This window comes from Microvirga terrae (assembly GCF_013307435.2).
GTDB classification, from domain to species: domain Bacteria; phylum Pseudomonadota; class Alphaproteobacteria; order Rhizobiales; family Beijerinckiaceae; genus Microvirga; species Microvirga terrae.
The window spans coordinates 2,218,611-2,243,326 of sequence record NZ_CP102845.1 but is presented as its reverse complement, the minus strand read 5'-3'; the positions used below and the strand labels follow the sequence as shown (position 1 = coordinate 2,243,326).

At 59.2% G+C, this 24,716-nt stretch carries 26 protein-coding genes, 1 other RNA gene and 2 pseudogenes; 19 read left to right on the top strand and 10 right to left on the bottom strand.

The genetic code is table 11. The annotated features are described in order from the left end of the window. The first annotated feature begins 6 nt into the window (after positions 1 to 6). From HPT29_RS10740 to HPT29_RS10720, 5 genes are all read left to right on the top strand, one after another. Positions 7 to 687, top strand: a complete 681-nt coding sequence (locus tag HPT29_RS10740) for a hypothetical protein (protein WP_173948587.1) — start codon at positions 7 to 9, stop codon at positions 685 to 687. Positions 688 to 786: 99 nt separating this feature from the next. Further along, entirely contained in the window at positions 787 to 1,044 is a 258-nt protein-coding gene (locus HPT29_RS10735) for a helix-turn-helix transcriptional regulator (protein ID WP_173948588.1), read from the top strand. Between the two features lie 272 nt (positions 1,045 to 1,316). Further along, entirely contained in the window at positions 1,317 to 2,054 is a 738-nt protein-coding gene (locus HPT29_RS28715; RefSeq protein ID WP_349774720.1) for a hypothetical protein, read from the top strand. A gap of 470 nt (positions 2,055 to 2,524) precedes the next feature. Beyond that, on the top strand, positions 2,525 to 3,160 hold the full coding sequence (locus HPT29_RS10725) for a helix-turn-helix domain-containing protein (protein WP_173948589.1): 636 nt from the start codon (positions 2,525 to 2,527) through the stop codon (positions 3,158 to 3,160). A 41-nt stretch (positions 3,161 to 3,201) separates the two neighbouring features. Continuing rightward, a complete protein-coding gene (locus HPT29_RS10720) occupies positions 3,202 to 3,696 on the top strand; it encodes a hypothetical protein (RefSeq protein WP_173948590.1) in 495 nt (164 codons plus the stop codon). Between the two features lie 143 nt (positions 3,697 to 3,839). On the opposite strand, the pseudogene HPT29_RS10715 reads toward HPT29_RS10720, so the two are convergent. The 4 genes and pseudogenes from HPT29_RS10715 to HPT29_RS10700 all read right to left on the bottom strand — a co-directional run. Continuing rightward, positions 3,840 to 3,980, bottom strand: a pseudogene (locus tag HPT29_RS10715) (hypothetical protein); the annotation flags it as partial. A 564-nt stretch (positions 3,981 to 4,544) separates the two neighbouring features. Further along, complete coding sequence (locus tag HPT29_RS10710) at positions 4,545 to 5,513, bottom strand: Bug family tripartite tricarboxylate transporter substrate binding protein (protein ID WP_173948591.1); 969 nt, start codon at positions 5,511 to 5,513, stop codon at positions 4,545 to 4,547. Positions 5,514 to 5,538: 25 nt separating this feature from the next. Then, positions 5,539 to 5,883 (bottom strand): AtuA-related protein, encoded by a 345-nt coding sequence (locus tag HPT29_RS10705; protein WP_173948592.1) that lies wholly within the window; start codon positions 5,881 to 5,883, stop codon positions 5,539 to 5,541. 1 nt (position 5,884) lies between these two features. After that, positions 5,885 to 7,231, bottom strand: coding sequence for an acyclic terpene utilization AtuA family protein (locus tag HPT29_RS10700; protein ID WP_173948594.1), 1,347 nt, complete (start codon positions 7,229 to 7,231; stop codon positions 5,885 to 5,887). A gap of 87 nt (positions 7,232 to 7,318) precedes the next feature. On the opposite strand from HPT29_RS10700, the gene HPT29_RS10695 reads away from it, so the two are divergent. Continuing rightward, complete coding sequence (locus tag HPT29_RS10695) at positions 7,319 to 8,212, top strand: LysR family transcriptional regulator (protein ID WP_173948596.1); 894 nt, start codon at positions 7,319 to 7,321, stop codon at positions 8,210 to 8,212. Between the two features lie 181 nt (positions 8,213 to 8,393). On the opposite strand, the gene HPT29_RS10690 is transcribed toward HPT29_RS10695, so the two are convergent. Next, the gene (locus tag HPT29_RS10690; protein ID WP_173948598.1) at positions 8,394 to 9,287 is read right to left on the bottom strand and encodes a LysR substrate-binding domain-containing protein; all 894 of its coding nucleotides are present in this window, start codon (positions 9,285 to 9,287) and stop codon (positions 8,394 to 8,396) included. Positions 9,288 to 9,414: 127 nt separating this feature from the next. Here HPT29_RS10690 and argH point away from each other — a divergent pair, with 127 nt between their 5' ends. From argH to HPT29_RS10670, 4 genes are read left to right on the top strand one after another with little or no spacing between them, the layout of a single operon-like run. After that, complete coding sequence (gene argH, locus HPT29_RS10685; protein WP_173948600.1) at positions 9,415 to 10,839, top strand: argininosuccinate lyase; 1,425 nt, start codon at positions 9,415 to 9,417, stop codon at positions 10,837 to 10,839. Positions 10,840 to 10,864: 25 nt separating this feature from the next. Beyond that, entirely contained in the window at positions 10,865 to 11,773 is a 909-nt protein-coding gene (locus tag HPT29_RS10680) for an amino acid ABC transporter permease (protein ID WP_173948602.1), read from the top strand. A gap of 3 nt (positions 11,774 to 11,776) precedes the next feature. Further along, positions 11,777 to 12,541: an amino acid ABC transporter ATP-binding protein gene (locus tag HPT29_RS10675; protein ID WP_173948603.1), complete on the top strand. Its 765-nt coding sequence runs from the start codon at positions 11,777 to 11,779 to the stop codon at positions 12,539 to 12,541. A gap of 32 nt (positions 12,542 to 12,573) precedes the next feature. Further along, positions 12,574 to 13,407: an ABC transporter substrate-binding protein gene (locus HPT29_RS10670; RefSeq protein WP_173948604.1), complete on the top strand. Its 834-nt coding sequence runs from the start codon at positions 12,574 to 12,576 to the stop codon at positions 13,405 to 13,407. Between the two features lie 78 nt (positions 13,408 to 13,485). Here HPT29_RS10670 and HPT29_RS10665 read toward each other — a convergent pair whose 3' ends face one another. Continuing rightward, positions 13,486 to 14,034, bottom strand: a complete 549-nt coding sequence (locus HPT29_RS10665; protein WP_173948605.1) for a GNAT family N-acetyltransferase — start codon at positions 14,032 to 14,034, stop codon at positions 13,486 to 13,488. 152 nt (positions 14,035 to 14,186) lie between these two features. After that, the gene (locus HPT29_RS10660; protein WP_210272217.1) at positions 14,187 to 15,329 is read right to left on the bottom strand and encodes a sensor histidine kinase; all 1,143 of its coding nucleotides are present in this window, start codon (positions 15,327 to 15,329) and stop codon (positions 14,187 to 14,189) included. 859 nt (positions 15,330 to 16,188) lie between these two features. On the opposite strand from HPT29_RS10660, the gene HPT29_RS10655 reads away from it, so the two are divergent. The 5 genes and pseudogenes from HPT29_RS10655 (at position 16,189) to HPT29_RS10630 (ending at position 20,181) form a co-directional block, all read left to right on the top strand. Beyond that, the gene (locus HPT29_RS10655; protein WP_259060541.1) at positions 16,189 to 17,619 is read left to right on the top strand and encodes an alpha,alpha-trehalose-phosphate synthase (UDP-forming); all 1,431 of its coding nucleotides are present in this window, start codon (positions 16,189 to 16,191) and stop codon (positions 17,617 to 17,619) included. Positions 17,620 to 18,984: 1,365 nt separating this feature from the next. Then, positions 18,985 to 19,193: pseudogene (locus HPT29_RS10645) on the top strand (cold-shock protein). 142 nt (positions 19,194 to 19,335) lie between these two features. Beyond that, on the top strand, positions 19,336 to 19,545 hold the full coding sequence (locus tag HPT29_RS10640; RefSeq protein ID WP_173948606.1) for a hypothetical protein: 210 nt from the start codon (positions 19,336 to 19,338) through the stop codon (positions 19,543 to 19,545). Next, positions 19,542 to 19,895: a hypothetical protein gene (locus HPT29_RS10635; protein WP_173948607.1), complete on the top strand. Its 354-nt coding sequence runs from the start codon at positions 19,542 to 19,544 to the stop codon at positions 19,893 to 19,895. Before HPT29_RS10640 ends, HPT29_RS10635 begins: the two co-directional genes overlap by 4 nt. Then, entirely contained in the window at positions 19,885 to 20,181 is a 297-nt protein-coding gene (locus HPT29_RS10630) for a hypothetical protein (RefSeq protein ID WP_173948608.1), read from the top strand. Before HPT29_RS10635 ends, HPT29_RS10630 begins: the two co-directional genes overlap by 11 nt. Positions 20,182 to 20,399: 218 nt before the next feature. Here the strand turns inward: HPT29_RS10630 and ssrA are convergent. After that, positions 20,400 to 20,785, bottom strand: a transfer-messenger RNA (tmRNA) gene (ssrA, locus tag HPT29_RS10625). Between the two features lie 203 nt (positions 20,786 to 20,988). Between ssrA and HPT29_RS10620 the strand changes: the two genes are divergently transcribed. Further along, positions 20,989 to 21,237 (top strand): ParB N-terminal domain-containing protein, encoded by a 249-nt coding sequence (locus HPT29_RS10620; protein ID WP_173948609.1) that lies wholly within the window; start codon positions 20,989 to 20,991, stop codon positions 21,235 to 21,237. Between the two features lie 277 nt (positions 21,238 to 21,514). On the opposite strand, the gene HPT29_RS10615 is transcribed toward HPT29_RS10620, so the two are convergent. After that, the gene (locus tag HPT29_RS10615) at positions 21,515 to 21,640 is read right to left on the bottom strand and encodes a hypothetical protein (RefSeq protein WP_259060540.1); all 126 of its coding nucleotides are present in this window, start codon (positions 21,638 to 21,640) and stop codon (positions 21,515 to 21,517) included. A 673-nt stretch (positions 21,641 to 22,313) separates the two neighbouring features. Then, the gene (locus tag HPT29_RS10605; RefSeq protein ID WP_173948610.1) at positions 22,314 to 22,886 is read right to left on the bottom strand and encodes a CarD family transcriptional regulator; all 573 of its coding nucleotides are present in this window, start codon (positions 22,884 to 22,886) and stop codon (positions 22,314 to 22,316) included. Positions 22,887 to 23,426: 540 nt separating this feature from the next. On the opposite strand from HPT29_RS10605, the gene HPT29_RS10600 reads away from it, so the two are divergent. From HPT29_RS10600 to HPT29_RS10590, 3 genes are all read left to right on the top strand, one after another. Beyond that, on the top strand, positions 23,427 to 23,636 hold the full coding sequence (locus tag HPT29_RS10600; protein WP_173948611.1) for a cold-shock protein: 210 nt from the start codon (positions 23,427 to 23,429) through the stop codon (positions 23,634 to 23,636). A gap of 70 nt (positions 23,637 to 23,706) precedes the next feature. After that, positions 23,707 to 23,976, top strand: coding sequence for a hypothetical protein (locus tag HPT29_RS10595; protein WP_173948612.1), 270 nt, complete (start codon positions 23,707 to 23,709; stop codon positions 23,974 to 23,976). A gap of 395 nt (positions 23,977 to 24,371) precedes the next feature. Next, positions 24,372 to 24,581: a cold-shock protein gene (locus HPT29_RS10590; protein WP_173948614.1), complete on the top strand. Its 210-nt coding sequence runs from the start codon at positions 24,372 to 24,374 to the stop codon at positions 24,579 to 24,581. Positions 24,582 to 24,716 lie beyond the last annotated feature (135 nt).

Below are 24,716 nucleotides of genomic sequence, written 5' to 3'. Positions count from 1 at the left end.
GTACCTATGCAAGAAATCAATATCTCTGAGGAATATGACAAGGTCTTCACTGTCGTAGAACGTCGCAAATTAGCCGACCTGCTGAAGGCGCCCATCAACAGGCTCAGTGACGACTTCAAGTATGATATTGTTCATTTTGCATGGTTGGCTGAAATGACATTCCGTTCGAAAGACAATGGGCCAACACGAAAGCAAACACGCGAGTCTCTCAAAGACATTGAAAAGCGAACACAGGCCTTATTAACAGCTTTGAGCGATCTCGATCTAACCAGTAGGAGGGCTCTTCAAGAGGAAGCAATTCGGCAGTTCGGGCCCTACATAATCGCCATTGAAGACTCAAATGCGCCGGAATTTTATTCCGACTATGGGAAGAGACGCTACTTCGCATGGATCGTCCACCTTAAGCAGATTCATTCGTCCGCAAATCGAACCTCAGAACGGTTCCGAAAAAGCGGCCCCTCTGCAAATGCAGACCGCCAATGGACAGTCAACGAACTGCTCAAGATCTGGAGGACCTATGCGAAGCAGGAGCCGAAACTCTCTTACAATAGGCGGACACGGAGAACCACGGGTCCTTTTCTTGAGTTTTGCGAGATCGCATTAGGCCCTGCTGTCAAGGCAGGCGGAAAAGCTATCAATCTCGAGCGCGCAATTCGTGATGAATTGTATGGACGGGTTCAGCGCTGAAAAGCACAAGGTTTGATCCATAGTTATTTCGATTACTTAGCGGGGAAACTACGATGGACCGATCATAAGCCGACATAAGGCATCAGATCGGAGTCATTCATGTCTGCCCTTGTGACCAATGCAGGATCCGAGCACCTACCACACCAAGTCGGATCCGGAAATTACCTCACTCAAAACGAGGTCGCTGCACTCCTCCGTCTCTCGCCCCGCACCCTCGAACGACATCGCCTTGCAGGAACTGGACCTGCTTATGTGAAACTCGGCCGGAGGGTTGTCTACACGCGCGAGGCTGTCGAAGCCTGGACCGCCGTAAACACCTTCAGCAGCACCTCCGAGGCAGGAGGTCATCATGGCTAAGGCGAGGGAATTCCAACGAGGCGTTTCCGGCTTGACGCCTTCAAGGATCGCACGTGCGCGTGGCCATGCCCTCCCGGACTGGACGTACTTCAGTGAGCGCGAACTCGAACACTGCTTCGGTGTGCCAGACCTCTATTTTCACCATCTTCGCGTGACTGGGACGGGGCCCAAGTACCTGACGTTCGGCCTGAGGGTCCTTTACCACCGCAGGGATGTTGTAGCCTGGATCAAGGCGAACCTAGGCAATGCCACCTCGAAGGCCGGAGGCGGCTATGGCAAAGCCTAACCAAGCACAGCAAGGATCAGGCACCGGCACATTCAGTCTGATCAATGCAAGTGCAAAGCCTCAGCTTCAAACGCTCCTTTCTCGCTGGCTCCCAGATGGTCACCTCGTGGGATCTGAGTGGGTGGCACGGAACCCACGTCGGAATGACCGCGGCCTTGGATCCTTCAAGGTCAACGTCAACACCGGCCAGTGGGCAGACTTCGCCACCGGGGATCGCGGGGGGGATTCGATCAGCCTTTACGCCTACTTACACGGTGTCTCTCAAGGAGAGGCCGCCGGTCTCCTGATGCGGGAACTGAAGATCTCTAACAGCCGTGAGCGACGACATTCGCCTCCATTAAGCTCACGGGGGGCGGGGGAGCCTATCCTGTCCAATCCGCCTGCAAACGTGCAAACGGTGGGCTGCACCTTGGAGAGCTATGCTCGAACGAAGCAACTTTCCCTGCCCTTTCTGCAGAGTGTTGGTCTGTCAGAAATCACCTACCAGAGTGCCCCGGCTGTCAGGATCCCGTATAAAGACCAACATGGGAACGAGTCCGCGATCCGCTTCAGGATCGCCCTTGATAAATGCGAGAGTGGGGATGACCGCTTCCGCTGGAAGAAGGGAGCCAAGCCCTGCTTGTACGGCCTCTGGCAGCTGCAGCACGACAAGCCTGTCGTCCTGGTTGAAGGCGAAAGCGATTGTCATACGCTTTGGCACCACGGCATCAATGCCTCTATTTAGCGGTCACGAGCCGGATCCTGGACCGCCCCATCTCCATTGCGGTGAAGGGGCCCTCGTCTGCAGGCAAGAGCTTCCTCGTCGAAACGGTGCTCTCGTTCTTCGGCCCAAGTACCTACTACGCTTTGACAGCCATGTCCGACAGCTCCCTGGCCTATAGCCAAGAGCCCCTGCAGCACCGGATGCTTGTGCTCTACGAGGCAGATGGCATGAACAGCGAAATGGCATCTTATCTGATCCGATCGCTTCTGAGCGAAGGATGTGTCCGTTATGAGACTGTCCAGAAAACATCTGACGGACTGACGGCGTGCCTGATTGAGCGGCCTGGTCCAACAGGCCTCATTGTTACAACAACCCGCGATGGCCTTCACCCTGAGAATGAAACGCGTCTGATCTCGCTCACATAAGTTGATACGCCAGTCCAAACGCGCGCGATCCTGCGGGCGATAGCCACAGACGGCCAGCGGAACGAAGTGGATCGCAGTCCCTGGATTGCCCTGCAGCAGTGGATTGCAGCATCTAATGCGCAGGTCTTCATTCCATTCGCACAGGATCTTGCGGCTTTAATCCCTCCCATTGCTGTTCGGCTGCGCCGGGACTTCAAGCTCCTCCTCAACCTGATCAAGGCTCACGCGCTTTTGCACCAGGCAAGTCGTCAGCGCGATGAGCAAGGCCGCGTGGTCGCCATTCTGGAGGACTACGCCACAATCTATGGCCTTGTGCTAGAGTCCATGGCTGAAGGCGTGCAGGCGACCATTTCCCCGTCGATCCGTGAGACGGTGGATGCCGTCCGTCAGATCGCAGGCCCAGAGGACACAGCAAGCGTCTCGGAGGTCGCTGCCTACCTCCAGCTCGATGTCTCATCAGCTTCACGTCGTTGTCAAACGGCTGCGCGGCGGGGATACCTGCGCAATGAAGCCCGCTCACTGGGCCAAACCGCCCGTTATGTCATCGGAGATGCTCTCCCACAGGAGCAGGCGATCCTGCCCACGGTGGAAACATTGTCGTCCCGCCGCGGCAGCGCCCATGAAGGCGATTGCACGATTGCAGACGAAACCGAAGGGCAGGATCCCCCTCCCCTCCTACAGCGGCGGCGGGTCGTTCTGTGAAGGCACGAGCGCTTCTCCGGGAACTTCGCCGGCGCGGCGTGATGGTCGAAGCCGAAGGTGAGCGATTAATCATCGACGGCCCGACACGAGCCCTCACGGATGAGATTGTGGCAGCGGTTCAGACCAAAAAGGCGGATCTTCTGCAACTGATCCGCCCGCTAGAGGACCGGCAATGCTGGCATGCCGAGGACTGGCAGGCGTACTTCGATGAGCGTGCTGCCATTCGTGAACATGATGGAGGGCTACCTCGTGTTGAAGCAGAGCACCTCGCATTTGAGGAAACGATCACGCAGTGGCTTCGGTTGAACCCGGATCCTGCCTCGGATCCGCGATGTGGCTGCGTCCATTGCGGCCTGCCCGAGCAGCCCGGCAATTCTCTCCTTCCTGTGCTCGCGCTTGGCGGTCAGGCTTGGGTGCATGACTGGTGCTGGGCGCCTTGGATGGCTGCCCTCCGGGATGAAGCGCGCGATGCTTTGCTGAGCGCGGGCATCCAGGTTGGGCACCCACGTGGTAGCTGTCGGAGGAGGAGTCGGTGACTGGGCGAAAACCCGCTTGCAGGCGAGGCTACACATGTCGATGTACAATCGCCACTACGCATAGTGGTAGAAGACGGCACCACGCTGGGATACGCGTGCGGCAGCCGCCGCCATTGGGCACCGGTACGCCGCCGGTAGAAGATCGCATCGACGATGCGCCGTAATGGATAGGTTTGCCGCCGTCCCGCTGGATGGCTGCGAGGGACAAGGGCCTCAAGCAGCGCCCATTCGGTATCAGTGAGGTTACAGGCATAGAGACAGGTTTCCGTAGCGGGGTTCCTCAACCGTCAAACCGCCTGCATTCGCCCCATGGTTCCTCGCGAAACCTATTCTGAATCAAGAACTTGATCGAGAAATAATATCGCTCACCAGCCTGTTATAGGTTGGTTACACCCCAGGCTACACCCCCGAGGTGTAACCACCCTGTAGGCTGCGCCGGTCGCATCAGTTTCAACTATCATTCCCAGCCTGAGGCCAAGGCTGAAAGCACTCATCATCCAGACCCATGTGGGCTGTCATCTGCCTTTGCAGATTCACGCAATGCAAAGCTTTTGATAAGCCAAAGCTGCTTCAGGGTATGCCTCCCTGCCAGAGCGGAAGATCGCCTTCGGGTCAGACACTCGCATTCCGACGGCTAAATAAACGTCAGAATAACCCTCGGCTCTCAAACGCCGAAGCGGACCAAGCTCGTACGTCTCAGGAGTGCCAATTCGCGACATTAGCTCGGTTCGCCTCTTGCCCGGGCTGCGGCAGAGCCTGGAAGCGCCTGCACGCCCTGATGCAGCCGTTTCCAAGGACCTATGCGTGCTCGGAAACGGCTTATCTCTTCGTTCAGTCCCGCTGACCACTCACTCCGGCTGAATGCCAGCAGCTTTGACGATCTCAGCCCGCTTCGTGATCTCAGTGCCGACAAACGCCTTCAGTTCCTCAGGCGTGCTGGACTGCGGCTCAATGCCGGCCGTGAGGAGCTTGTCCTGGGTGGCCTTGTCGTTGACCGCTGCCACCAGCGCCTCCCGCAGTTTGTCGACGACGGGCTTGGGTGTCTTGGCCGGCACGAAGGCGGCAAACCAAGCGGCGAGGTCATAGCCCTGCACGCCTGCCTCGGCCATGGTCGGCAACTCGGGAGCCAGCGGACTGCGCTTGGCCGTCGAGACCGCAAGACCATTTGCCTTGCCGCCCTTCACCTGCGGCAGTGTGGTCGAGATGTCGGCAAAGACGATACTGATCTGCCCACCGAGAAGGTCGGTGATGGCTTGAGGATTGCTCCGGTACGGCACGCCTCGGATATCGACACCGCCTAGGGACTTGAGCATCTCGCCAGCAATGCGGGATGAACTCGAACCAAACCCGAAGGTGAGCTCGCCGGGTTTTGCCTTGCCGTGGGCAATAAGTTCCTGAACGTTCTTAGCCGGCACGGATGGATTCGTGATCAGTGCAAGTGAGATGGTGCCAAGCTTAGTGACTGGCTCGAAGCTGTTGATAGCGTCGTACGGCACGTTCTTCATCAGGCTCTGGTTGGCCCCATGCGTCGTGTTCGTGGTGATCAGCACGGTGTGCCCGTCGGGCTCAGCCCGGGCTACGTTCTGGGCGGCCAGATTGCCATTCGCGCCGGCCATGTTCTCGATGATGATAGACTGGCCCAGTGTCTTGGAGGCATGCTCGCCCACGATGCGGGCAAGAGCGTCCGTGGCGCTGCCTGCGGCGAAGGGGACGATGAACTTGATGGTGCGTGCGGGATAGGTCTGCGCTGTGGCAGGCAGGGTGGCTAGCACGGTCCCAGCAAGCGCCAAAGCAGCGGTCCAGGTTTTCACTCTCATGGTCGTCTCCTCCAGGGGATGGTTGTCAGGCGGCGCCTTGGGCTGGCGCTTCGTGGGGGTGGGAATCATCGGGAAGCTCAAGATCGAGCAGAGCGGAGCTCAGGCTCTTGCCGTGGGTGTCGAGGGTCAGCGAGCGAGTCACGCCGCCGCCGAGTGCCTGGCGCAGGACGAAGTTCAGGGCGCCGAGGCTCGGGATCTCGTAGCGGGTGACCTCGCCGGCCACGAGGTCGCCGAAGTGAGCCTTCACGCGCTCGGGCGTGAGGTTCTGGAGCAGCAGCGGGTAATTTCGTTCGTCATAGGCGATGACCGAGATGCTGGACGTGTTGCCCTTATCGCCGGTGCGGGAGTGAGCAATCTGGCGGAGCTTCATCTCAAGCCTCCACGTAGTGAACAGTGGGATAGACGAGGTGGCGCGGGATATAGGTCGAGAGAATGCCGACCACTTCGCGGGCGGACTTCGTCACGCCTCCCCCGCCTGCTGGACCGTTGGTGTAGAGGGTCTCGACCTCGTTGCCGATCCGCACGGCCTCGTCGAGGCTGTCGGTGCGCCCGACGACGCGGACCCGGACCTCATAGGGCTCAGGGTGGCCGCCATTTCCAGAGAGCCTTTCTCCGTGGAGCGAGTTGACGCCGATGAGATCGAAGCGCAGCTCCGAGGCGTGAACGCCGGTGATCCTCAACCGCTCCCTGACGATGTCGAGCGCGAGTTCGCCTCGGGCGCGAGCGCCAGGTCCAGCATAGGAGATCTGCCCCTCGCCGACGAAGCCTTCAATCGTACCGATAGACACCTTCAGGGTATCGGGCCTCGAGCGGCCGGCGGCACCTTGAATGAGGACCTGGTCAGGCCCGATCTCCTCTACGGTGACGCGCGAGAAGTCGGCGATTACGTCGGGGGTGAAGTACCGGGCCGGGTCGTGGATCTCGTAAAGGATCTGCTCCTTGCAGGTGGCGGGTGTGACCTGCCCTCCTGAGCCCGCCACTTTCGTGATGACAACGGACCCGTCTTCGCTGGCCTCGCCGATGGGAAAGCCCAGACGCGCAAGGTCGGCAACATCCTTGTAGCTGGGATCGGCGAAGTACCCGCCTGTCACTTGGCCGGCACATTCGAGAAGATGTCCGATCAGCGTGGCTTGGCCGAGCCGATGCCAATCGTCCAAGGTCCAGCCGAACTCATGGATTAGGGGACCGACGAAGAGCGAAGGGTCGGCCGCCCGGCCGGTGATGACGATATCGGCACCGTTGGCGAGCGCCTCGGCAATAGGCTGCGCCCCGATGTAGGCGTTGGCTGACACGACGCGGCTGCCTGCATCGGCAACAGAAGCACCCGTTTCCTCGATGCGGTAATCACCTTTGGATAGATGGGCTAGGACGTCATCGCCGGTGACGGCCGCGACCTTGAGTCCAGCGAGGCCAAGCTCCTGAGCGACTGCCCGCGTGCGTTCAGCCGCGGCGATGGGGTTGGCCGCTCCCATGTTCGTGATGATCCGGATGCCCTTGGAATGGCAGAGAGGCAGAACGGCCCGAAGCCGTTCCGGCAGAAGCGGATCATAGCCGGCCGCAGGATTCTTGAGCTTGGCTTGCTGGGCCAGAGCGATGGTCCGCTCGGCGAGGCACTCGAACACCAGATACTGAAGGTCTCCCTTCTCCGCGAGCTCGATCGCCGGCTCGATCCGATCACCGGAATAGCCTGCACCTGCGCCGATCCTGATCTGTCTCATGCGTGCCTCCAGATCTGCCGCGCATTAGAGGTCGGATCCTTTCATCACACAATTGAAATGGTTGGATTACAGCAATAGACTGCATCTATGAATCCTGACCTCCGCCAGATCCGCGCTTTCGTCACCGTGGCTCAGCTTGGCAATTTCACTCGGGCCGCCAGCCTCCTGAACCTGTCGCAGCCGGCGCTCACAGTGCAGATTCGCAATCTGGAGGAATCCTTGGGTGTGCGCCTATTCGACCGCAACACCAGAACTGTCTCGCTGACCAGGATCGGTCGGGAACTCGTCCCGGCGTTGCAGCGCATCCTGCGGGACCTTGATGCCGTTGTCGCTGAAGCTCGGGATTTGGCCGCTCAGCGGCACGGCTTCGTGCGCCTTGCTGCCCTGCCCTCTTTTGCTGCGGGTGTCCTGCCGGAGATCATTGCCCAATTCCGGGAGGCAAACCCGAAGATCTCGTTCGTGATCCACGACGTGATCGCCAGCGGAGTTATTGCCCAGGTCCGTGAGGAGCAGGTCGACCTTGGACTGACAGGCGGCCGGATCGTCGATCCTGATTTCGAGGTGCTGCATACGACGCAGGATCACATGCACGTTGTCTACCCGGTCGGACATTCGTTTGGCGAGATGGAACAGGTTGATCTAGAGGCCTTGATCCGACATCCGCTTATTCTGATGCACCCGGCCACAAGCGTGCGTGCGGTGGTGGATGCCGCATTTTTTGCGGCCGGCCGCTTGCCTGTCATTGCGGCTGAAGCGACGTATATGTCGACGGCGGTGGGCATGGTGCGGGCGGGACTGGGGGCCGCCATCGTGCCCGGGTCTGCCATGGAAGTCCGAGCTGAGCAGACCTTGCGCTCGCGTCCTGTCGATGACCAACGATTTACCCGGGAGGTCTCGATCATCAAGAAGGCGGAGCGGACACTTCCGCCCGCCAGCGAGAGCTTTGCCCGCGATTTGATCCAGGCACTACAAACCGCCTGAGCAGAGCATCACAGCGTCAGCGGAAAGTCCGCAGCGGGCCAAATAAAGGTCCGCTCTCGCGCCTTTGCAGAATCTCGGCGTACTTCCGGAAGGTGCCAACTGCGGTCATTCAGCCCCTTGCTGGCAATGGCGAAGTCCCAGTCACATGGCTTTCTGGTTCGAAGTTCGGCGGATTTGACCTTCAGTACGCCTGCACCTCTTCCAATAGCCAATTCCGGAAAGCCTCCAGCCCCGGACGCATGGGGCGATCCTCCGGTGTCGTGAACCAATAGGCGTTGCGGCTTTTGAAGCCGAGACCTGCTGGATTGACCAATCGTCCTGCCTCGAGTTCCTCCTGCACGAGTCGGCGCGGAACAAGTGCGAGGCCCTGGCCGGCTATCGCCGCACGGATGACGAGAGAATAGAACCCGAACCGGGTCGTATGCACGGGCGTGAAGTCATCGAGCCCATGGGCCTCGGCAAACTCGCTCCAGCGCAGGGGCGTTTGGAAATGATCGAGTACGGTATAGCGGCGCACATCCTCCGCCGTTTCGATGCCACCCAGACGCGCAACGAAGGAGGCTGCGCCAACGAGGGCAACATCGCGGCCGAATAGGTAGCTGCTTCGATGCCCCGGCCACTCACCCTCCCCGAACCGGAAGACCCCATCGGCCGCTTCCTCCGTATCCGTCGTCACGAAAGTCGTGAACTGCACGTCGATCTCTGGATAGCGTTCCGCAAAGCGCGAGAAGCGCGGTACGAGCCACCGATCGCCAATGATCGGCAGCACATGGAGCCTGACGGACCAAGGCGAAGCCTTGAGGGCAGAGACCTGCGCGTTGCCCGCTTCGAGTTCCGCTAGGGCCCGGCGAACATACTTCACGTAGATCCGCCCGGCTTCCGTCGGCACGAGACCACGGTTGCCGCGAGCGAACAGGGAAACTCCCAATGTCTCCTCCAACCCGCGTAGATGTTTGCTCACCGCGCTCTGAGACAGGTTGACGGCCGCCGCAGCGGCGGAGGCCGTGCCGTGCTCGGCAACGGCGAGAAGGACGCGCAGGGCGGTCATGGAGCCCGGGAGGCGCTGGATCGACATGGAACAAAATAACCGAGGAGAGAAGAGGACCGAGGGCTCTTTCTATTCTAAAATAGAATATCAAGGCGACATAATTTCATTTGCCAGCCGAAGTTCCCCTTGGGAAACCAAAGGAAAGGAGATCGGCATGACATCGACAACTGTTCTGTGGGCCTCACGCTTCCGCTCGGGTCCTGCCCCAGAGCTCATGGACCTCTCGCGGTCCGATCCAAGCCATTTCCGCCTTGCGGCTTATGATCTCGCCGCCTCCTTCTCCCATGCGCGCGAGCTTGTGAGAGCCAAGCTCCTCACCCAGGAGGAGGGCGAGGCTATCCAGGCGGCTCTTGCCGACCTCAAGGCCGAAGTCGGCGCCAGATCCCTCCTTCCATCGGAACAGGACGAGGATGTGCACACTTTTCTGGAGCGTAAGCTCACGGAACGGCTCGGCCCCCTCGGCGGCAAGCTCCGGGCCGGACGCTCGCGCAACGACCAAGCGGCTAACGATCTCAAGCTCTATCTTCGCGATCAGGCTCGTCGCATCGTCATCGACCTGTTGGTCCTGCAAGATGCTCTTGCGCTCCAGGCGGAACAGCATCTCGAGACCGTAGCCTCTGGGTTCACCCATCTTCAGCCCGCGCAGCCGGTGAGCTTTGCGCACCAACTCCTGGCTCATGCTCAGGGCTTCGCCCGTGACATCGAGCGCATGCAGGATTGGGATCGGCGCGCGGCACGCTCTCCGCTGGGCGCTGCGGCGCTTGCCGGATCGGCCATCGCCAAATCGCCGGAATCCTCCGCCCGTGAGCTCGGTTACGACGCACCTTGCGAAAACTCCATCGATGCGGTTGGCAGCCGCGACCATGTCGCGGAGTTTCTCTTCGTAACCGCGATGACCGGCGTAAACCTGTCCCGTTTGGCCGAGGAGATCTTCCTCTGGTCCTCGCGCCAGTTTCGCTGGATCGCGCTCGACGATGCCTATGCCACCGGTTCATCCATCATGCCGCAGAAAAAGAATGCCGACATTGCGGAATTGACTCGCGGCCGGGCCGCGCGCCTCATCGGTGCACTCGGGACGATGCTGACCGCACTCAAGGGATTGCCCTTTGCTTACAATCGCGATCTCGTCGAGGACAAGCGGGCCGCATTCGAAGCCATCGATACCCTCGCCCTCGTACTTCCGGCCATGGCCGGAATGGTTCGGACGATGCGGGTCGATGTGGATGAAGTGCGCCGCCAAGCGACCGATGGATTCACGTTAGCCACCGAAGTGGCCGACTGGCTTGCGCGCCAGGGTGTCCCGTTCTCGGAGGCCCACGAGATCACCGGCCGCCTGGTGCGATATTGCGAGGACCGCAATATCGGCCTTGAGGATCTGAGCGCCAACGATCTATCGATCGTGGATTCGCGCTTGGACGCAGCCCTTATGACGAACCTAACGCCGGATGCCGCCATCAGGGCCCGAGACGGCTATGGCGGGACGGCGCCGCTTCGGGTCGCCGAACAGCTTGCCCGCCTGCGCATGGATTTTGTTAAACAGCGCGAATGGGCGATGCATTATGACGGCCCTCGGGTCTGAACAGGCATGAATGGAGAGAAACGGAATGAGTAGCACCACCGCACCCTCCTCGATCGGCACGGGGCAGACCGCGCGCTTCGATCCGTCGATCGCGCACCTGACTCATGTACCGCGCCGCCATTACGGACGCTGGATCGCCAGCGCCCTGATCCTCACGGCGTTCGCCCTTGTGGTGAAGGCATTCGCTGAAGGGCAGATCGACTGGGCCGTGGTCGGCCAGTTCTTCACGGCCCAATCCATCATTAGCGGCCTCGGCAACACGATCATCATGACGATCTGTGCCATGGCCTTGGGCATCACGCTCGGCGTTCTGTTCGCTATCTTGGTGATGTCGCCCAACCCGGTCCTGAAGGGAATCGCCGTCTTCTACATCTGGTTCTTTCGCGGAACACCCCTCCTCCTTCAGCTCCTGCTCTGGTTCAACCTTGCTCTCGTTTTTCCGCGCATCGGCATCCCTGGATTGTTCGAGGCGCGCATGGTCGATGTGATGACGCCTTTCGTGGCAACCCTGCTCGGCCTCGGCATCAATCAGGGTGCCTACACGGCCGAGGTCGTCCGGTCAGGCATACTGTCGGTGGATGCAGGCCAGACAGAGGCAGCCAAGGCCATCGGCATGACGCGCCTGACAACCCTGCGCCGCATAGTCCTTCCCCAGGCCATGCGGGTGATCATTCCGCCGGTGGGCAACGAAGTGATCAGCATGGTGAAGCTCACGTCTATCGCCAGCGTGATCGGCTTCGCCGAAGTTTTGCGCAACGCGCAAACGGTCTATTATGCCAATGCGCGGGTGATCGAGCTTCTGATCGTCTCCGCGGGCTGGTATCTGATCATCGTGACAGTCCTGAGCATCGGCCAGCATTTCCTTGAACGCTACTTCGCGAGGGGCTCAGGCCGGCGGTCTCGTCCTGCCGCGCCCTCGGCTGTGGAGAGCTGAGCCATGATGCCTGTCGTCGTCGCAGCCGATGTGCGCAAAACCTTTGGGTCCGTTCAGGCGCTCAATGGTGTGTCGATCGAAATCCCCGCCGGGCAGGTGCTCTGCATCGTCGGCCCCTCGGGGTCGGGAAAGAGCACGCTCCTTCGCTGCATCAACCAACTCGAGCGGATCGATTCCGGAGCCATCTGGGTCGATGGCGAACTCGTCGGCTATCGCCGTGTCGGGAACAAGCTCTATGAGTTGACAGATTCAGAGATTGCCCGCCAACGGCTGACGAGCGGCATGGTCTTCCAGCGGTTTAACCTGTTCCAGCACATGACGGCCCTTGAGAACATCATTGAAGGCCCGGTGACGGTGCAGAAGCGCCGCCGCAACGAAGTCACCGACGAGGCAATGGTGCTTCTGGAACGTGTGGGGCTTTCGGCAAAGCGCGATGCCTATCCATCGGAACTCTCCGGCGGGCAGCAGCAGCGCGTCGCGATTGCACGCGCCCTCGCCATGAAGCCCAAGCTGATGCTGTTCGACGAACCGACCTCGGCGCTCGACCCGGAGTTGGTCGGCGAGGTTCTCGCCGTCATGAAAGATCTGGCGCGTTCGGGCATGACGATGATCGTCGTGACGCACGAGCTTGGATTTGCACGCGAGGTCGCGAACGAAGTTGTCTTCATGGATCGGGGAGCCATTGTGGAACGGGGCTCACCGCAAGAGGTGCTGGTGCACCCGCAACAACAGAGAACCCGCGATTTCATCGCCGCGGTTCTCGCTTGACGAATGTTCCCCTCAGGAAAGGACAGACGACAATGAAACTGACAGCAGGTCTGCTCGCGAGCGTGATCGCTCTGGGCTTTACAGCCCCGTCCCACGCAGCGGAACTACCGGATCGCATCAAGAAGGCTGGCAAGATCGTCGTCGCGACGATGCCGAATTACGCGCCCATCACTTTCAAGGATCCGGCTACGAACAAGCTCACGGGCTTTGACATTGATCTGGGCGAGGCTCTCGCGAAGGAACTCGGCGTTGGAATCGAATGGCAGGAAATCGCCTTCGCTCAGATGATCCCGTCGCTTCAGACCGGACGTGTCGACATCGCACTCGCTGGCATGAGCGATCTCCCGGCCCGCCGCGAAATCGTCGATTTCGTCGACTACATGAAATCCGGCGCGCAGTTCTACACTTCACCCGCCATGGCGGCGACCATCAAGGCGCCTGAGGACCTGTGCGGCAAGAAAGTCGGCGCGAGCCGCTCCACCAACTGGCCCCGCCAGATCGGCGAATGGAGCCAGGCCAACTGCGTGGCGAAGGGAAAGTCGGCCATTGAGGCCATCGGCACCGAGGGATCGGCTGATGCCCGCACGCAGCTGAAGACGCAGCGCCTCGATGCTGCCGTCCAGGGCAACGAGACCCTGCCGTACTTCCAGTCGCAGGAACCAAACAGCTATGTTCTCATCGGCGAGGCCTTCACGGTTTCCCTTTCCGGCATTCCCGTTCTGAAGACCGAAACCCAACTGCGTGATGCGATCAAGGAAGGTCTTGAGCGCCTTCAGCAGAAAGGCGTCTATGATGAGATCGTCAAGAAATATGGTCTCCAGGCCAACAAGCTGACGCCCATCGGCATCAATCAAGGCACGGACTAAATCTGGACATGGGCTCACGCAGTGATGCGTGAGCCTTTTTCTCATGTTCGGTTCACGCCAGCGAACATCGCTGCGCATTCAATGATTGCTCTTCCGCTCCTGGGCCATGAGCGCCGGCAGATCATCCCAGACATAAAGATAGTTCTGGGAGCGCCATACAGGACCCGGATCGGTATAGCTCCCGGCCCTTTCTCCTCCCATTCGTTCGTAGAACGCGATGGCCGGATCGTTCCCGACAACCACACCAAGTCCGACGCCGTTGTAGCCGGCCTCCATCATGTGGCGCGCAAGGTGAAGCAGCAGATTACGGCCAACGCCTATGCGGTTGAAGGCGGCTGCCACATAGAGAAACTTGACCTCGGCTCGGCCCTGAAAGATGTCGTCGGAGGCTGGTCCGGCTGCACCGAATCCTGCCATTTGCCTCTCCGCTTCGGCAACCATAACGATCCGCTCGCTTTCGGCGTTTGAAAGCATACTCTGCCAACGGGCCAGCCTGACCTCCTCCGTCACCGCGTCGAATGCAGTTTGCGGAGCAAGACCGCGATAGGTCTCCCGCCACGTATGAAAATGCAGCCGCGCAATCGGCAGAACATCGGTCTTCTGTGCCAAACGGATCGTGATGGTCATTTTATACCTTGTTACTTCATGGCAGTTGTTCTGCTCCAACGTCTCCTATGGGTCATCCTGAATCCTTGGGCGAGGTTCTGCGAACGTCCCGATACCAATCCATTGTCGAAATACGGCCAAGTTCAGCCCAGTGCCAGGAGCGGTTGATTGCCTTAGCTCACCAGTGGAGCGTCGACTGAGCATACGACGCCTGTTTCAGAAAACTCGATCCGCACCTCGCCCGCGAGTTCGTGAGCCAGGCTGCGCTCGATGAGCCGCGTGCCGAAGCCCCGGCGAACGGGCCTCTGGACAGGCGGTCCTCCCGTCTCCTCCCACAGCAGATGCAGGCGCGGGGGAGTGCTCGTGCCATCCAGCGTCCAATGGACCCGGATCTGCCCCGCTCCGTTGGATAGGGCCCCGTATTTCACGGCATTCGTCACCAGTTCCTGAAGCGCCATCGCCAACGGCAGCGCCATGCGCGGTGGAACCTGGACGCTCGGGCCCTGCACATGGATGCGGTTCTCCTCCCGGCTGCGGTACGGCTCGACGGCTTGTGCAACGATGTCATGAAGAGCCACATGTGCCCAGCTCCGGTCGGTCAGCACGTTGTGAACCTGCGACAGCGCGATGAGACGGCTCTCGATGGCGTTCGATGCGTGGTCAAGCGAGGGTGCATTCCGCAAGGTCTGCGAAGCAATGGACTGCACCGTCGTCAGCGTGTTCTTCACCCGGTGATTGAGCTCGCCGATCAGAAGGTCCTTCTCCCGTACGGCCGCCCGCAGTTCGTCTACGACCCGCAGGCGCTCGATGGCGGCGCCAAGAAGATTGGCGTAGCTGCGAAGGAACTCGATGTCCGATTGCGTGAAGTCCCGGGGTTCGCGGCTGTCCACCTGAAGGACGCCAAAGGGTGGCCGCCCCTTGCTGCTCAGCACGAGCACGTTCACGAACGCCTTGACCCCATGCTCCTTCATGAAGTCGTGGTACTCGAAGCGATCCTCCTCATCGGAGTTCTTCGAGATGACCGCCCCCTTCTTGAGGGTCAGCCCCTCCGGTGAGTTCTCGGCCGCCGTGACAGTGACCCCTCCAACGATCCCTGGTCGCCACCCGACGCCCGCACGCACTACGAAGGTCCGACCGTCCGGCAGGAGTTCCATGAGCTTGGCCAGGTCGGTTTCAAGCGCCCGGCTGATGAGCTCGCAGGCCCTGTTCAGGATGTCATCTATGGTCTCGGACTTGAGCGCGAAGCCCCCGAACTCTGCCAAGGCCCGCTGCTGCTCCAGCAACTCCTCTTGGTCGGTATCGTTTTGGTTGGCCATCTAATCGAGCTTCACCGTGGTAAGAGGGTGTTCAATTCTCCAAAGGTTCCAGGGTTCCGGATGCCTGCTGTGTTCCACGGAAGCATTACATCGCCACCACCGACAGGAAGGCTCCCTGGGAGCGCAGACACTTTTCAGCAAATCGCCTTTATGGAGCCCAACACGCTTGATGAGGTGATTTGGGAGTCCATGGAGGCACACTATGCGGCGGGATGATCATGGAATTCCAGTCGTGGAAGATGATGTCGTCCTCCGCAAGGTAGCCGTGGCAGGGCTCGAAGAGGCCGGGTGTGAGGTCACAGAAGCGGCTAGCGGAGGGCAGGTCCTCAGGTTCCCGCAAGCCCGGATTGCTGTCGATGCCCTATGGACCGACGTTCGCATGTCGGAGGCTCAGAGCAAGGGGGTGGCGAGGGCTTATCGCGAGCGTTGGCCTGCCTATCGTTATGTGACAGGCCCTGCGGAGTTCATGCAGCCTGCCCCTCAAGGTGCATTCTCTCGAAACCCTCCAACCTCATTCAGATGATCGGCCTCTTGAACGCATTATCGGCCAAAGGTGGGTGCCAGCTGAATGCAGTGTAACGATACTCAGTAATAAATTCATTCAGTCGTCTTCAGCGAAGCAGCAAGGGCACAGTTCCTGCTACGGGCAAGTCTGTGGCGCTGGCTTGCCTGTTGAAACCTCTCAGCGGCTCGGGTCGGCCCTGCCGATCTCGCTCCTCAGCCACCATAGCCAAATGAGAAGCTATCTGCTTCCCGGTCCAGAATGGCCTCTACCTGCCTGACCAAGCCCATGTGCGGTGTTTGCTAGCGTGTTCGTCCTTGGGCTACCCTCCAGCATGCTACAAAAAGGAAGACGCCTTTGCGACGGCTCGTTGTCATCTCCAATCGCGTGGCTATTCCGGACGCCACCGGAAAGGCCGCTGCAGGAGGCTTAGCCGTGGCCCTGCACGAGGCCTTGCAAGCTTATCAGGGGCTGTGGTTCGGCTGGAGCGGTAAGGTTTCAGCCCATCCGGCGGCCCAGCCCAAGATCATCGACAAGGGGCAGGTGCGGTACGCCGTTATGGACCTGACTTCGCTCGACCGGCAGGAATACTATAACGGTTTCGCCAACCGGGCGCTCTGGCCCATCATGCACTATCGGATCGGCCTGTCAGAGTTCTCACGGGCTGATTACGCAGGCTACTTGCGGGTCAATCGGAGTTTCGCCAGTGCACTGGCTCATCTGATCCAGCCTGACGATCTCATCTGGGTTCATGACTATCACCTCATCCCTCTTGCGAGCGAACTGCGGGCGGTCGGGATCACCAACTCGATCGGATACTTCCATCACATTCCCTGGCCCGCTCCTGAAGTGTTTGGAGCTCTTCCAGGCAGCACAGAGCTCCTGCGCGTCATCCCGGACTATGATCTTGTGGGTGTGCAGACAGAGCGGGATGCCGATAACCTCAGGCGCAGCCTCGTCCAGGAGCTTGGTGCCATCCACCGCAGGGCCGATCTTCTCGACCTCGGAAGCCGCCGTGTTCGCATTAAGAGCGCTCCAATTGGCATTGACGTCCATGGGTTCCAGCAAGCCGCCCAACGCTCTGGCTCGAGCCGGCTTCTGAATCAGACGATTGCTGGACTGGGAACCCGCAAGCTGATCATCGGGGTTGATCGGCTGGATTACTCAAAGGGCATTCCGGAGCGCATGGAGGCGTTCGAACGCTTCCTCGTCAGCCATCCGGATCAGCGGGGACGGGTGACCTATCTGCAGATCGCCCCAACCAGCCGAAGCGAAGTGCCCGAGTACGCGACCCTCAGCCGAGTTGTGAATGAGACGCTGGGGCGGATCAACGGCTCCTTGGGTGAGCCAGGCTGGGTGCCGATCCACTATGTAACCAGCACCTATTCTCGTGCAATCCTTGCACGCCTCTATCGGCTGTCTCGGGTCGGCCTCGTGACCCCTATTCGGGACGGGATGAACCTGGTGGCTAAAGAATACGTGGCCGCGCAGGACCCGGAGGATCCTGGTGTGCTCATCCTGTCGAAATTTGCCGGAGCGGCTGAGGAGCTCACCGATGCCCTCATTGTCAACCCGAACGACAAGGTCGAAGTAGCCGAAGCGATTCAGCAAGCGCTGCACATGAGCCGTGAGGAGCGGGTCGCACGCTGGCAGGCGATGTTGAGCGTTCTGTGGGTCTCCGATGTCTCGCAGTGGGCAGCGTCATTTATCAAGGATCTGGCCGGCCACAAGGCAAGCAGAGCCCGCAGCAAGATTGCGCTAGCCAAGAAAGAGAATGAACATCGCTAGGAGCCGGATATGGAGGACCGCGGGATTTGTTGCGACTCTGTGTTTCCCACCCCAGGACTACGGCCTGTCCATGCGGATCCATCGTTGAACGGGTTGTGATGGCGGACGTCCACGACAGCCTTGCATGAGAGTTTTTGGGTCAATAGTTAATGTCTAGTCCTTTGCGGCGAACTCTTTCGCGGTTTCGGTAGAAACCTGATTGTGTCCTTGGATCCGCGGCTCAAGCCCATTTACATCACGTGGCCCCATTGCTTCACCGCTCGATACGGCTGCACCACAATTCCTCCTGCACGAGGGTACGGGGCTTCGGAAGAGAGGAACCATTCTTGGAATGGCGACATGTTTCAGCTTTGGCCATCGGCGGTCCGCTCGCCCCGGAACCCACGAGGCTGATTGGTCAAAGGGAAGTGATGGCACAACAGTCACTAAGACGGGATCAGGACAACCAGCTTTGCGACAGGTGCCGTGAGCACGTCGTTCTAAATTGGACCTGATCTGCGAACTCCCATCTGGTCCCGTCAAACTGGTCAATGGGAAGCGCGACAATATGAAGATTTCGAACCTCCCTGGGGAGGATCACTGCAACGGAGATCACCTTTGCGCAGCGTCGCTCGGATTGGCTTTACCGTCGATCCCGTCCGCCGAAGAACAGACGTTCAAGCTCGGCTTGCCCTTTCTCGCGGGCTTTAGACTCGGATGGGTGCGGCCGGTCCGATCGTTGGATCAGCCTGCCACGCTCTCGAATACTCCACTGAAAGTGTCCTGCCGGCTTCTCGCAGGGCATGACCTCTAGTGAATAAGGGTACATGGGTTCGGTGTTCATGGAGAGCTTATGACACGCGCGGGCTTCTCTGGCCAGTGCAGTGATGGCTCGATGATCAGCTGACGATAAAGGACGTGTCGTACGCTGAGACCTTGAGCGGATTGGGTACGTTGTTTTGCCTGCCATCTGAACGTCGATTGTTTGCCTCGCGAGTTTGGCATGCCGGCGAATATGCCGGAGACTCAGCGATGCGTGGCATTTTCCCAACGAGTGGAACCTTTAGTTGGGTTTAGGGAGCGCATCGTGCGGAAAACTGGGTCTAATTTGTCCGCACGATGCGCTAGATCTCTCCTCGAATTGCATCGGCTGCTAACGGGACCCGCCCAAATTCAAAGTAAAAGCAGTCAACACTTGCAATTCGCGTAGAAAAGACTCATATAACAATTATCGGATTTTGGCCGGACAATCGGGTCGTTTCGCTTTTGGTTTTTCCAGGCGCACGTTCGGACTTTCTTACCATTACATCGATGAACCGGGTTGCGGCCGCGCTTTGGCGTGCCTTCGCTCACGTGCATCTGCGACAATCCCGAATGGCTACCCCTATGATTACGGGCACTGAGCAATTCTACAACGAGATGAAGGGCTTCGGCTTTATCCACCGGAACGATGGCAGCAAGGACGTGTTCGTCCATGCATCCACTCTTGAGCGCGCCGGCATGCGCAACCTCATCGAAGGCCGAAGGTGGCCTTCGACACAGCGAAAGACCGCCGCTCTGGCAAGATCCCCGTCAATAACATCGAGAACGCGTGATCCACGATGACAGGCTCAGTACATTATCTGTGCCGCCAAGCCTTGAAGCCGCTCCCGCGTGTGGGGCGGCTTTTTCGTTTGTGCCACCCAAACCCCGCAGCGCTCGCCCACGCGTCAAGGCCCAGCTTCAGGAGAAAACAGAATGTCTCACAAGTATAAACTTCATCAGTTGGTTCGCATCACCCATCCGAACTTCTCGGACAAGCGTGCCATTTCAAGCGGCATCTACGAGGTAACGCGTCTAATGCCGGCCGATCAGACCGGCGAAGTCTGGTACCGCATCAAATCGTCCGGCTTCGGTGAGCGCGCCGTGCGCGAGGGCGAAATCACAGCCCGGGTGTCCGAGATTTGACCAATGGCGAAGCCTTCTTCCACGGATCGCAGATCTACGAACCGCTCGTGCTGCTTCGACGGGGCGATGAGATCCTGTACGTCGCCCGCGTTGGCATGAAGGCCTCCCGGCAGTTTATGATCCTGACGCCCACGGGCGAGCCTGCTTGGCCGCATGAGCCTCTCGGCAGCCTCTCGGATATCGCATGGGCGCTTCGAGCACATCAATGGCACGATGTGACGCCTGAGCCCGTTGGCCAAAACGAGCGCTTGGCCAAGACCCTGGCTCGCCTGCTGATCGAACGCACTTATGTGATCGACTCTCCAGTGGATGCGCCGGGAACGGATACGGAGGAACCAGATGACGACTGATCAACCGACCAATCTCGATGCTCATCGCGGCATGGCAGCCCAGAAGGCTACTGATCTTCGACGTCTCCGGTCGGAAGTCGAAGCCGACCAGAAAGCACTGCGTATGAGACAGGCGGAACTCGAGGATCTGCTCGCAGCCGCACCTGCCACTGATTGGCACGAAGCGGCTGAGAAGGCACGCTATCTGCTTGGCCTCCTCGCCCAGAGTTTGGATGCAAGCGATCTACGCCGTCGCAAGCTGATCGACCATGTTCTGGCTGACTTCGACCATTTGCTCGGCCAGTAAAATCAGTAACGCTTTCTGACGAGCTATTCATGATCCCCTGGGCCCTCCTGGACACGGCAAAGATCCCTGGTGACGAAGGAGAGTTGCGCCTCAAGAAACGCGGGGCCGAGTTCTCCATCATGCTGGGCAGCAACGAGTTGATGAACAGCCGCCTCAGTGGCTCCGAGGAGGCGCTTGCTCAACTGGCGTGTTCGATCAAATATGGGAACGGCACCCGAAGGTGCCGTTTCTGTTGCTAGGCTATCCCGAGCCCCGGATAGTTACGCCGCGAGGCGCACTTCACCCATGTCAACGTTGTCGTTGGCATTTATGAATTTGCACTGTTGAGGCCGTAGCTCAGCCTAATCGCAAACTAGCCTCTATTGCGCCCAGTCGAACCCATGTCGCCCCCCTCACAAACACACCGGGACAGCGGCCCAACCTCAACGAAAGGCCAGTCCGCCTAAAATCCGTCTTGCGGTACCTGGACGGCCGGTGTGCTTGTGGTGGAGGCGGCGGGAATCGAACCCGCGTCCTAAACGCCTATTCCACTCTGCCTCTACGATCATAGTCAGGCGAACCTGACCTGCCTGATATAGGGCCTCGGCAACCTGATTACTAGGCACAAGATTTACAATCGCGTCTGTCGAAGAAGGAATCCGTTCACTGTGCGTAGGAAGCCTCGCGCCAGCAGGCAATTCGCCCTTGGTTCATCGCAAACGAAACCGTTGTCCAGCATGAACGTCTCATGCGGGAACGGGTCCTATGCAACCCGATCGGCAGCGCCTAAGCTCCAGTTCAATATGTCATGACACTGGAGCAGCAGAGATGATGAAAAAGCAGGTCGTTGCAATCCAGGATGTCTATATCCCAGTCCAACGGCGTCAGACCCTTGATCGGCAGAAGGTTGAGGCCCTTGCCGAGAGCATGCTGGCAAAAGGACAAGAGGCGCCTATTCTCGTGCGGCCTGATGGCAAGCGGTTTGTCTTGGTTGAGGGTTTGCATCGCTTGGAAGCCTGCAAGGCTCTCGGAGAGACAACGGTACCCGTTTACTTGGTACAAGCTCGCAAGCATTGAGCGGCGCTCGCCGACGAGCTCGTGCGCGGAGCCCGAGGCGCGGCGAGGCTTGCGGCGTCCGGAGCGAAGGTGGTGGCGCACCTGTGTCGTACGCTACAGCACCAAGGAAGCATCTTCAACGGAATAGGTCTCGTGCAACTGCTCGAAGCCGGCCGCCCCTCCCCCGCGGATACGTGGTTAGGGTTGCAACCTGTCCAAAAGAGTTCCGGCTTCGGGAGCAAGTCGCGGCAAATGGCTGCTGAAGCGGAAAGGCGAGCTGGATCGGCTTCAGCGAGGGCTACTTCTTGGATCCGGCGCTTGAGCCCACGGTTCCTTTTGTCGAAGGTGCAGCGGCAATCGTCTTCGCCTTTTCCTTCTTTGGCTTCTTCGCTTCCCGGTTAACGCGCTGTTCACCGTTGGCCATAGCTGCTTCTCCTAAACGTTGGGCTCGGAGCGTAATACCTACAGAGGCATAGTGGAACATTGAAGTGTCATAGAAATTGCGATCGCTCTGTGTGAGTCTGAGAGTGACCACCTTCTCGCGTCGGACCTGTACGGCGGGTTCACGTACACTTAATCGGCCTCACCCGTTTGTATAGGCTCGGCTCTCCGCGAGCCGATAATCATTCGGGTTTGATATCAAGTCGGAGTTGCATGCGGTGTCGGCCCCAGAGCCGTCGGATTAGGATACTTGGCGTCTGTTCTCGCTTAGCTGGACTGCTTAGCGACGTTGTGGTTCTCTGCTCTTCACCCGAAACTCACGCCAAGCAATGATGCTAGCCTGGACTGCCTCTCCGGTCGTCCCATTCCGCCACTCCCCGTTCATGCGCTCACACGGGAATGGAAGGATGTATGTCCCGACGTGATCCTCTGCCAAAACCTGCACCGGCAGCCCACAGCCCGGATACCCGTCGGTTGTGAAATCCTTCAAACGGGCAGTTCGCGTTACCATGCACCCGCTCCGAGTTATTCTGATGTACCAATAGGTTGACGGGACAAAGCTACCGCAGAAGCGCGACAATACCAATAATGACCTGAGCTAAGATGGAGCAGCACTCAACGTTAACCGGCCTCTCGTTCAACGGAAGGGTCGTTCCCTATGCAGCCGCTTCGTCATCGGGCCCCTCCGGTTCTTCGGCCAGGGTCTCAGCCTTGTTGAGGTGAGGAGCTTTGGCCAGGCTCTGTTCGATCAACTTGCGAGCTTCGGTCTGGGTCAGCCGGCTGGATGCTGCTACCTCCCTGATCATGAAGTCCAGAGCGCCTTCGAAGATCTGCTGCTCGCTGTAGGAAGCCTCCTGCTGCTCTGAGCCACGGTTGAGATCCCGCAGAACTTCAGCAATGGCTGTCAGTTGCCCGGTCCCGATGCGCTCCTGAAGGTCGTTCGAGCGCCGGTTCCACATGCCGCGCTTGGCCATTGCCTTCCCGCTCAGGAGGTCGAGCGCCTGCTTCACCACAGCAGGTTCCGACAGCTTTCTCATGCCGCTGCTCTTGGCTTTGGTCAGGGGAATGCGAAGGGTAAGGCGGTCCTTGTCGAAGGTAATCACAAAAAGCTCAAGCTTGAACCCGGCGACCTCTTGCTCTTCGACCGCCGTGATCACACCCACACCATGGGCCGGGTACACGACCGTTTCACCAATCTCAAAGGAAAGAGCATTGTTCTTCGTGGTCATTCAGGCATGGACTCCTTGGGACACGGCTTATGCTCTCGAAGAGAGAGCCTGTGTCTTAGACGCCAGAGTTGTGATGGTCGCGTCAGCGCACCGTAAGTTTATTGAACTCGGAGTATTTTATGAGGTTCCCACGTAACGACTGGCCCATCTGATCGATACAGCTGTGTCTGGCAGAAGTACACGCCACGGCTCGGCATCGGGCGGATAATCGGTTTTGGGTTGGACATGGTCTTTAAGCACCGGCGTGTAGAGGTCCCCCTTACGCCGCCAATGCGGAACTCAGGTTAAGGTCTGCCTCGTGCGATCCGCCAGCTTTCCGGCATTCTACAGCTTGGCGGTAGATGTAGGGACATCGGATCACCGCCTTGTAACGCCTACGAAGCCATTCTATTGTCCCGAGATCGAGACTGGCCGACGACTGAGCTGCTGTGCCTTACCGTGCATCTGCACGGGCGATCTCCCCAAGTATCGATACTCATCCAGCCAAGATGCGTCAGCGCCTTGGCTTAGGTTGCTCATCAATCGGGAAAAGGAGCTCCCATGGCGACAGGTACGGTGAAGTGGTACAACGAAACAAAAGGCTATGGCTTCATTCAGCCTGACAGCGGCGGCAAGGACGTCTTCGTCCACGCATCCGCGCTGGAACGCGCCGGTCTGCGTGGTCTGGCTGAAGGTCAGAAGGTCTCCTACGAGATCGAGTCCGACCGCCGCACCGGCAAGGAGTCAGCCTCGAACCTGAAGACAGCTTGATCAAACCCTCTCGTCATTCATTGCGCAAGAGAGGCCGCTCCGACTTGGAGCGGCCTCTGCGTTTTAGCCTATGGGCATCTCGTGCCTCCAGTTATGCAAAGGAACGCGAACATTGGCCCGCAAGAAGTCAAAGCCCCAAGAGACTGGCTATGCTCTCTTCGACGTTCTCTACGAGGATGGCTCCCGTAGCTCGAACCGGCGTGTCCCGCGCTCCCTCCTTGGCGGGCTCGACGGCGATGAGCCGGCCCGGAAAGCCATTGAGGAGCAGGACAACGCCATCGCAGAGAAGGCCGGCCGGCCCCGCATTCTGATCAAGAAGATCACGCGATCCCCCGTCTAGCCTGAACCGCCCTCCACCGCTTGGGGAGCTGAGCTAGCCCTGGCTGGTCCCTAGCGCAGAGCAATCCCTGCCCGCGATCGTCGTCATTCGCGGTGAGACCGGACGATCCTAGGCTCCGCGTCGGATAGTTTATTCGCGTTATGGGAACGCAAGATAGGGAAGCAAATTCTTCTGCCCCTGTTCTGCGGGCAATACCGTCCCGTCCTCTTGTAATAATTTGATTACGCCTTATATCCTCATTATCGACTTTGGCCGGACAATCGGGCCGTTTCGCTGTTGGCATTGCCAGGCGCACGTTCAGACGCTCTCTCCAGACCATCGACGAACCGAGTTGTGGTCACGCTTCGCGTGCCTTCACTCACGTGCATCCGCATCAACCGCGAAAGGTTATTCCCATGATCATGGGCACTGTGAAATTCTACAACGACATGAAGGGCTTCGGCTTCATCCAGCCGGATGATGGCAGCAAGGACGTGTTCGTCCACGCCACCGCTCTCGAGCGCGCCGGCATGCGCAATCTTGTCGAAGGTCAGAAGGTCTCCTTTGATATGGCTGAGGACCGCCGCTCCGGCAAGATCGCCGTCAACAATATCCAGAATGCCTAAGGATGATCGGGCGCACATCCTAAGCGCCTCTTCGAAGCCGCTCCCGGGTGGAGCGGCTTTTTCTTTGCAAAGCTCCCTCGGCCGATGGTCGAGCTGACGAGGACGTAATGTACACGTTTCGAAAAGCCCCTCCTG

What these genes read in the sequence shown, in the direction of transcription:
- HPT29_RS10740 (WP_173948587.1), top strand. Translation starts at nt 7, where the DNA reads ATGCAAGAAATCAATATCTCTGAGGAATATGACAAGGTCTTCACTGTC.
- HPT29_RS10735 (WP_173948588.1), top strand. Translation starts at nt 787, where the DNA reads ATGTCTGCCCTTGTGACCAATGCAGGATCCGAGCACCTACCACACCAA.
- HPT29_RS28715 (WP_349774720.1), top strand. Translation starts at nt 1,317, where the DNA reads ATGGCAAAGCCTAACCAAGCACAGCAAGGATCAGGCACCGGCACATTC.
- HPT29_RS10720 (WP_173948590.1), top strand. Translation starts at nt 3,202, where the DNA reads ATGGTCGAAGCCGAAGGTGAGCGATTAATCATCGACGGCCCGACACGA.
- HPT29_RS10710 (WP_173948591.1), bottom strand. Translation starts at nt 5,513, where the DNA reads ATGAGAGTGAAAACCTGGACCGCTGCTTTGGCGCTTGCTGGGACCGTG.
- HPT29_RS10705 (WP_173948592.1), bottom strand. Translation starts at nt 5,883, where the DNA reads ATGAAGCTCCGCCAGATTGCTCACTCCCGCACCGGCGATAAGGGCAAC.
- HPT29_RS10700 (WP_173948594.1), bottom strand. Translation starts at nt 7,231, where the DNA reads ATGAGACAGATCAGGATCGGCGCAGGTGCAGGCTATTCCGGTGATCGG.
- HPT29_RS10695 (WP_173948596.1), top strand. Translation starts at nt 7,319, where the DNA reads ATGAATCCTGACCTCCGCCAGATCCGCGCTTTCGTCACCGTGGCTCAG.
- HPT29_RS10690 (WP_173948598.1), bottom strand. Translation starts at nt 9,287, where the DNA reads ATGTCGATCCAGCGCCTCCCGGGCTCCATGACCGCCCTGCGCGTCCTT.
- argH (WP_173948600.1), top strand. Translation starts at nt 9,415, where the DNA reads ATGACATCGACAACTGTTCTGTGGGCCTCACGCTTCCGCTCGGGTCCT.
- HPT29_RS10680 (WP_173948602.1), top strand. Translation starts at nt 10,865, where the DNA reads ATGAGTAGCACCACCGCACCCTCCTCGATCGGCACGGGGCAGACCGCG.
- HPT29_RS10675 (WP_173948603.1), top strand. Translation starts at nt 11,777, where the DNA reads ATGATGCCTGTCGTCGTCGCAGCCGATGTGCGCAAAACCTTTGGGTCC.
- HPT29_RS10670 (WP_173948604.1), top strand. Translation starts at nt 12,574, where the DNA reads ATGAAACTGACAGCAGGTCTGCTCGCGAGCGTGATCGCTCTGGGCTTT.
- HPT29_RS10665 (WP_173948605.1), bottom strand. Translation starts at nt 14,034, where the DNA reads ATGACCATCACGATCCGTTTGGCACAGAAGACCGATGTTCTGCCGATT.
- HPT29_RS10660 (WP_210272217.1), bottom strand. Translation starts at nt 15,329, where the DNA reads ATGGCCAACCAAAACGATACCGACCAAGAGGAGTTGCTGGAGCAGCAG.
- HPT29_RS10640 (WP_173948606.1), top strand. Translation starts at nt 19,336, where the DNA reads ATGTCTCACAAGTATAAACTTCATCAGTTGGTTCGCATCACCCATCCG.
- HPT29_RS10630 (WP_173948608.1), top strand. Translation starts at nt 19,885, where the DNA reads ATGACGACTGATCAACCGACCAATCTCGATGCTCATCGCGGCATGGCA.
- HPT29_RS10620 (WP_173948609.1), top strand. Translation starts at nt 20,989, where the DNA reads ATGATGAAAAAGCAGGTCGTTGCAATCCAGGATGTCTATATCCCAGTC.
- HPT29_RS10615 (WP_259060540.1), bottom strand. Translation starts at nt 21,640, where the DNA reads ATGGCCAACGGTGAACAGCGCGTTAACCGGGAAGCGAAGAAGCCAAAG.
- HPT29_RS10605 (WP_173948610.1), bottom strand. Translation starts at nt 22,886, where the DNA reads ATGACCACGAAGAACAATGCTCTTTCCTTTGAGATTGGTGAAACGGTC.
- HPT29_RS10600 (WP_173948611.1), top strand. Translation starts at nt 23,427, where the DNA reads ATGGCGACAGGTACGGTGAAGTGGTACAACGAAACAAAAGGCTATGGC.
- HPT29_RS10595 (WP_173948612.1), top strand. Translation starts at nt 23,707, where the DNA reads ATGGGCATCTCGTGCCTCCAGTTATGCAAAGGAACGCGAACATTGGCC.
- HPT29_RS10590 (WP_173948614.1), top strand. Translation starts at nt 24,372, where the DNA reads ATGATCATGGGCACTGTGAAATTCTACAACGACATGAAGGGCTTCGGC.